The organism is Aetokthonos hydrillicola CCALA 1050, from assembly GCF_017591665.1.
Classification (GTDB): domain Bacteria; phylum Cyanobacteriota; class Cyanobacteriia; order Cyanobacteriales; family Nostocaceae; genus Aetokthonos; species Aetokthonos hydrillicola.
On sequence record NZ_JAAKGC010000175.1, the window covers coordinates 1 to 6959 of the forward strand.

Here is a 6959-nt window from a genome sequence, read left to right on the forward strand (position 1 = left end):
TGGAACACTCTCTAAAATGGAACCTTGCAGCTTTCTTTTTCTTACCATCAGAGTATCAGATGGGTATGGTCACCGGTGCTATAGCACTGGCTTTGATGACACCGGCAGCATTGACAAGTTTTGATGCTTTACAAAAATCTTTGGGTAAACGTTGGAGACAAATTCATTTATTAACCGTACCAGCTTTACTCTTTGCAGCGATCCACACAGCTGTCATTGGTCCTCATTATTTAGGTTCTTTACAATTTACCTGGGAGAATCAATTAGCAGTTCTCCTCTTAGGAAGCATCACGCTAGGAGTATTGCTGGCACGTTGGCTTTTTAAGTAAAGATGCACGTCTTTATGAAAACCTATTGATGGCGTTTTTTATGCCACTCCCACGCATGAGCGATAATCTCTTTAAGGGATGGATATCGCGGTTCCCAACCTAAAACTTTTCTAGCTTTCTCGCTACTACCAATAAGAGATGGGGGATCACCAGGACGGCGATCGCGCTCTAATACTTTAATCTCCTTTCCAGTAACAGCGGTGGTTGCTTCAATAACTTCTCTAACTGAGAAGCCGTTACCGTTTCCTAAATTGAATGTTTCGCTGACACCACCTTTTAATAAATATTCCAGCCCTAAAATATGAGCATCTGCTAAATCACTAACGTGGATATAATCGCGAATACAAGTGCCATCAGGGGTAGGGTAGTCAGTACCAAAAATTGAGATAGATTCCCGCTTACCTAACGCTGCAAATAACACCAAGGGGATCAAATGAGTTTCTGGGTTATGATCTTCACCTAGATCAGCTTTTGGGTGAGCACCAGCAGCGTTAAAATAACGGAAACAAACCGATCTGAAATCGTAAGCGACACTAAAGTCAGACAGAATCCGTTCTACCATGAGTTTAGTCGCACCGTAGGGATTAATAGGATTTTGGGGGTGATTTTCTGTAAGGGGAATAAATTGTGGAATACCGTACGTAGCACAAGTAGAAGAAAATACAAATTTCTTAACAGAAGCTGCTAGCATTGCCTCTAACAATGTCAAAGTGCCTACAACATTGTTACGGTAGTACTTAGCAGGGTCAGTTACCGATTCGCCCACGTACGCATAAGCCGAAAAGTGCATAACTGCTTCAATATTGTGGGTATTGAACAGGTTATCCAACAAAGGGCGATCGCCTGTATCCCCGACTATAAGTTCTACTTGTAAAACCTCTTCCACTAAATCACGATGCCCATAAACTAGATTATCGAGTACTACCACGTCATAACCAGCCTGCTTAAGAGCAAGCACCGCATGAGAGCCAATATACCCGGCTCCTCCAGTTACCAAAATGGAAGGTTTTCCAAGCATTTATTTTTCCTTAGTGAATGGACAAACTACTCACCTAATGTAATTACTGATCTAAAAAAAGACAAATAGTAGACCCAGTTGAAAGAATTTGCTCTAAAATCACTACGACGGTAGTCTTTATGTTTAGGGTGTGAGTTATTTGAGGTCTAGTAACAGTGCGATTACAATTTGACGCTACAATAGCCCCACAGTCCAAAACCTGTAGGCTAACCACTCAATTAAAATTTAGAGAGTTAATCTATGACATTTGTACTGCTGAGTCGAGTACTACTGTGGTTGCTTCTTGGCGCTATCATATTCGCCTTGTTCCAGAAATTTCCTTATGGAAGTTTCTTAGGGCGATTTCTCTTAATAATTCTGATAATCATCGTAGTCCTAACTTTCCTCAACCCTAGAGAACCTGTTGTGGGCGAGTTGTGGAGAGTAGTGTCGTTTCCCCTCAAACCTCTTGGAGCATCTATTTTGCTGTTAGTTTTTGCTGCTCAAAGGATAAAGGGTGGAGGTGTCGATAAACCGGGAGGATTCTTAATCAGCTGGGCGCTGATTATTTTACTGTTAGCAAGTACACCAGCTTTTGGTTATTTACTGACTCGGACACCGGTAGCACTAGCACCCTCACCCGAGGTACTTGTAGCATGGAATCAACAGACCACTGCACCGCGATCGGATGTAGTTGGCAGCGGTATACTCTCTTCTAGAAATATGGATCAAGCAACTATTGCTTATAGCTCTACGGACATAAAACCCAAACCCTACTTATTGGAAGGACCTAGTCCCAGAGACATCCCTCGTAGAGGGTTACGACTGGAAGATTTTGTACCCAATGCACAAACACTGGCACTAACAACATCTGTCTGGGACAGTTATCTTACCCGAATTTACGTTTTCTTACGTAGTGGACGATAATTTTTATGACTCTGGTATAGGGCATTGGGCATGGGGAATTGGGTATTAAGGACTAAGTATTTACTCACTCCCCTGCTCCCTGCACCGCTGCCTCCCTGCTCCTCCGCTCCTCCTACTCCCCCAATGGCAAAACCACGACGGCTGATTAAACTGCTTTCTTATCTACGCCCTCATTGGCGAGAAGCCTTTCTAGGGATTCTTGCTTTGTTGATCGTGAATGGACTGGGTGCTTGGATACCTTTATTGATTCGCGATTGCATTGACAAACTCTCAGCAAATTTCCGGTTGAACCAAGTCATAAATTATGTGGTGCTGATTTTCTTGCTAAGTTCGTCAATGTGGCTAATTCGTATGGCTTCTCGCCTCTGGTTATTTGGTGTCGGTCGCCAGGTAGAATTTGACTTAAAACAAAAGATTTTTGAACACTTACTCAAACTGGAGCCCTCTTACTTTAACACCAATACTGGGGGCGATTTAATCAGTCGTGCTACTAATGATGTAGATAATATTCGTAGGTTATTAGGTTTTGCAGTACTAAGTTTGGCAAATATTGTATTTGCTTATGCTATAACGCTACCATTTATGCTGTCGATTAATGTGCAAATCACATTAGCCGCACTAGTAGTGTATCCTTTGATGATATTTCTTGTACAACTGTTTAGCAATCGGCTACGACACGAACAGTCAGTAGTACAAGAAAGTCTTTCTGACATCAGTGAACTGATCCAAGAGGATATTAGCGGCATAGCATTAATCAAAATCTATGCCCAAGAGCAAAATGAGCGTCGTGCCTTTGCTAAGAAAAATAAGCAGTTGCTACAAGCTAATCTACAACTTGCGAAAAGCCGGAATACTCTATTTCCCCTAATTAGTGGACTAGCTAGCGTTAGCTCTTTGGTAATTATCTGGCTGGGGGCATCACGTGTTACATCAGGAAGCCTTGCTGTAGGTGACTTTATTGCACTGCTAATTTACATTGAAAGGTTGATTTTTCCCACCACTTTACTAGGATTTACAATTACCACTTATCAACGGGGTGAAGTTAGTATTGATAGGCTTGAGGCGATTCTTTCTGCTAAACCCAAAATTCAAGATGGAACTGATGCCATTCACCTCCAACAAGATAAAGTGAAAGGCGAACTGACAGCTAAAAATTTCAGCTACACATATCCAGGCTCTAATAAACCAGCTTTGGACAACATTAACTTTACTATTGTGCCTGGAGAAATTGTAGCAATTGTGGGACCTATTGGTTCTGGAAAATCAACTTTAGCGAATGCTTTGCCAAGATTACTGGATATTGGGCAAGGTCAGTTATTTTTGGATGGAGTGGACATTACAAAACTAGCCTTGGCCGATTTACGATCTGCGATCGCTTACGTTCCCCAAGATAGCTTTCTTTTCAGCACCACGATCAAAAATAACATTCGCTACGAAGATCCGATAAGTGAACAACAGGAGGTAGAATCCGTTGCTAAAGTGGCACAAATCCACGATGAAATACTTTATTTTCCTCAACAATATGAAACAATAGTTGGTGAACGAGGCATTACCCTTTCCGGGGGTCAGCGACAGCGTACGGCCTTGGCTAGGGCATTGCTAGTTGATGCGCCAATATTAGTCTTAGATGACGCTCTTTCAAGTGTAGATAATCAAACAGCTACAGCGATTTTGAAAAGCCTCTCCCGAGGAAGTTATGAGTTGATGGACAGCACTACATTTGCAAATGCCTTCTCAAAGCCATCTTTCGAGTTTGTTCCTTCTCGTAGAGAACGCAAAACTATTATTTTCATAACCCACCAATTATCTGCTGCATCTGCTGCTGATCGAATCTTTGTCGTTGACAATGGTCAAATTGTGCAAGCAGGAACCCAGATAGAACTACTGCAACAACCAGGTCTTTACCGCAATCTATGGAATCAGCATCAAGTTGAAGAATTATTACAATAGTTGATTTTTGGCAGAGAAAAAAATAAACTTTATCTGAATATTAATCATAATCAGGGATCCGGGTTATAATGAGATGTCTGAGCCTGATTCGCTTTGGGAGCATATCCGGCTCAGAGTAATAGTTATGTGTAAGTTAAATTTCTTTATGTTTTTGAATATATTTCGAGATTATAATACTCGAAGGTAATCAAAAAGCTCCTACACGAGCAAAAATGATAAGAACTGTTCGAAGAATTAGAAGTACATCGTACATTGGATACCATTGCTTTTGATATCTCATGTCCAAATCAACGATTTGCTCGAAATCCTTAACGTGAGAACGACCGTTAACTTGCCATTCACCTGTCAAACCTGGTTTTACATTTAAACGTTGCCAGTGACGTTTATCGTAATGCATCACTTCGTCAGCTGTAGGTGGACGTGTACCTACTAGACTCATTTCGCCTACCAGGACGTTAAAAAACTGCGGAAGTTCATCCAAGCTAGTACTGCGTAAAAAACGCCCTACTCTTGTGACACGGAAATCATTTTTATTTTTAAAAATTAATCCATTAGCTTCGTTACTCACTAAGGATTTTAACTGCTCGGCATTAGGAACCATTGAGCGGAATTTCCTAATCTGAAATTTCCGCCCTTGCAGTCCGTAGCGTTCTTGTGTGAAAAAAATCGGGCCAGGACTATCAATTTTAATGGCGATCGCTATTGGTATAAACAAAACTGCCATTATCGATAGCCCTACTAAGCTACCGACAATATCCAAGCAACGTTTAAACTTAGAATTTACTGAAGGATGAAGGGTAAATTGTAATTCCCAAGGGTTAGAAATTGAACCTTCAACAACGGTTGTGTATGGTATTTGGTACATTGTCAAGCCGAATGTTGAGCTAAAAACGTATAATTACTTAACTTAATCCAACTATATACTTAGATTTCTGCAAGAGCATCTGTTTTAACAGTACTTTCACTGAATCTTCATCAATATTCTTGAATTCATGTTTTTTTTATAAACTTCAGATAAAGGACATTATGTATAAAACTTCTATTTGCTGCTTGGGACGCAATAAAAGCGAAAAGAGTTATTGTTAGTTTCTTTACTTGCAATTTGCAATGCTGTGCGCACTCTTTAGAGCAACTGCTTACAATAGCCTCACCTTTTCCCACGAGCCATTTTGGAATACCTTACTTTTCCAAAACCAGACACTCTTGCTAAGAATTTGTATATTCCTGATGATGGATGAATTTTTCTGAAAAATATGCTCCTCAATAACTATGGTATTAATAACTAACTATCAGGTTACTTGTATAAGCTTACAAAATAAACTGTTATCTGATTGCTATATAAACATACAAGGCCATGCTTCAGAGACTATTTTTACCACTAAATGAATCGTTTGACACCATTCAAGTAGCTGATATGAAAGCCTGGTTACAGCTTGATTACAACTATGGCAATATGATGAGTTAAACAAAAGCTTAAGACTTCTGTCTTTGGACTCAATTGTTCTGTTAATTTGAAATTACACAGACAGCATTTACCTTGATGCACCAAACTCGAAGGAGGAACCTTTTAAAATCAAAACTCCTTTAGTAAGCTGGTATTGTAAAGATTCAACTTACATTTGTGTTTTGACAGTGGCTGTGAGCTACTGCGTGTATCCATCGATTTTAAAACAACAGCAAATTTACTGTAATGCTATGTCAAAATTGAGGTACTAAAGAAATGATTGTAGCAGGAATCGAGGTTAAAATCAGTCGCTTAGAATCAATTGTTGAGCAAATTGGGGAAGCAGTACTTGCTACTACTGAGACAATTGAGCGTCTTGCAGAAAGAGTCGATACTCTAAGCGCTCAAGTTGAAGAACAGGGAAGGCAAGTACAACAACAAGGTCATCAGATTTTATCGCTATGTGATGCAGTACAAACTCTGACTAAAAAACAGGATGATTCTCTCGCTACACTCACTCAACTAACACATACCTTAGATCGAATAACAAAATTGGTTACAGGAACAGACGATTAACTGTTAACTTTGTTACAGCAATTTTGCCGGAAAAACATACATCAACGTCGCTGCCAGGCGTGCGATCACGCTTGGCATATTCCCCCACATAATAAAACTTATTACCCTCAATCCGGTAGCTGGTTGGCAAAGGTTTTGTACAAGGTTCACAAAACACGACTTCTGGACTTGGCTCTTCTGGCAGTAAATGTGGTAAGTTTACATTCCAAAAAGAACCTAACTCCAAAGGACGGTTGAGTAAATCAACTAGAATATCTTGAGTCAACCTAGCTGCTAAGTCCCAATCATAGTTTAGTTTGGCTTTGCGGTATTGGGAAACCGCAATTCCAGGAATGCCATGAATCGCAGCTTCTCGGACAGCTGCAACAGTACCAGAAATGTAACTATCAACTCCCATATTACCCCCAGCATTAATCCCAGAAATCACGAATTTCGCATTTTGGCAAATATGAGCTATCGCAATCCGTACACAATCGGCAGGAGTCCCGGCTATTGCATACTCATAATCAGAGCGACGATCAACCTCTATAGGACGATTTGTAGTCACTTGATGACCACAGCCAGATAAATGGTCCCTTGGTGCGGCGATAATGGCTTGTTTTCCATTTACAGCTTTCAGTAGAGCTTGAATACCAGGGGCATCTATCCCATCATCATTGGTTAGAAGTATAGTCATGGAAGAGCGTGTGGGAGTTTGAGCGAACACTGGGTATTATACGACAAGGGGCATGGGGCA

At 40.6% G+C, this 6959-nt stretch carries 6 protein-coding genes and 1 pseudogene; 4 read left to right on the top strand and 3 right to left on the bottom strand.

Annotation, left to right across the window (positions count from 1 at the left end; genetic code table 11):
- Positions 1–329, top strand: a pseudogene (locus tag G4P69_RS34605) (sulfite exporter TauE/SafE family protein); the annotation flags it as partial.
- Positions 330–351: 22 nt separating this feature from the next.
- On the opposite strand, the gene galE reads toward G4P69_RS34605, so the two are convergent.
- Positions 352–1347, bottom strand: coding sequence for a UDP-glucose 4-epimerase GalE (gene galE, locus G4P69_RS34610; RefSeq protein ID WP_208345963.1), 996 nt, complete (start codon positions 1345–1347; stop codon positions 352–354).
- Between the two features lie 240 nt (positions 1348–1587).
- On the opposite strand from galE, the gene G4P69_RS34615 reads away from it, so the two are divergent.
- Together G4P69_RS34615 and G4P69_RS34620 are read left to right on the top strand one after the other, a co-directional pair.
- Positions 1588–2253 carry a hypothetical protein gene (locus G4P69_RS34615; protein WP_208354440.1) on the top strand — a complete coding sequence of 222 codons (666 nt, stop codon included), beginning with the start codon at positions 1588–1590 and terminating at the stop codon, positions 2251–2253.
- A 123-nt stretch (positions 2254–2376) separates the two neighbouring features.
- Positions 2377–4203, top strand: coding sequence for an ABC transporter ATP-binding protein (locus tag G4P69_RS34620; protein WP_208354442.1), 1827 nt, complete (start codon positions 2377–2379; stop codon positions 4201–4203).
- Positions 4204–4390: 187 nt separating this feature from the next.
- Here the strand turns inward: G4P69_RS34620 and G4P69_RS34625 are convergent, their stop codons facing one another.
- Positions 4391–5068, bottom strand: a complete 678-nt coding sequence (locus G4P69_RS34625; protein WP_208342021.1) for a sugar transferase — start codon at positions 5066–5068, stop codon at positions 4391–4393.
- Between the two features lie 855 nt (positions 5069–5923).
- Here G4P69_RS34625 and G4P69_RS34630 point away from each other — a divergent pair.
- Complete coding sequence (locus G4P69_RS34630; protein WP_208342020.1) at positions 5924–6223, top strand: hypothetical protein; 300 nt, start codon at positions 5924–5926, stop codon at positions 6221–6223.
- On the opposite strand, the gene surE is transcribed toward G4P69_RS34630, so the two are convergent.
- Positions 6204–6899 carry a 5'/3'-nucleotidase SurE gene (gene surE / locus G4P69_RS34635; protein ID WP_208342019.1) on the bottom strand — a complete coding sequence of 232 codons (696 nt, stop codon included), beginning with the start codon at positions 6897–6899 and terminating at the stop codon, positions 6204–6206. The two genes, G4P69_RS34630 and surE, sit on opposite strands and share 20 nt — an antisense overlap.
- Between the last annotated feature and the right edge of the window lie 60 nt (positions 6900–6959).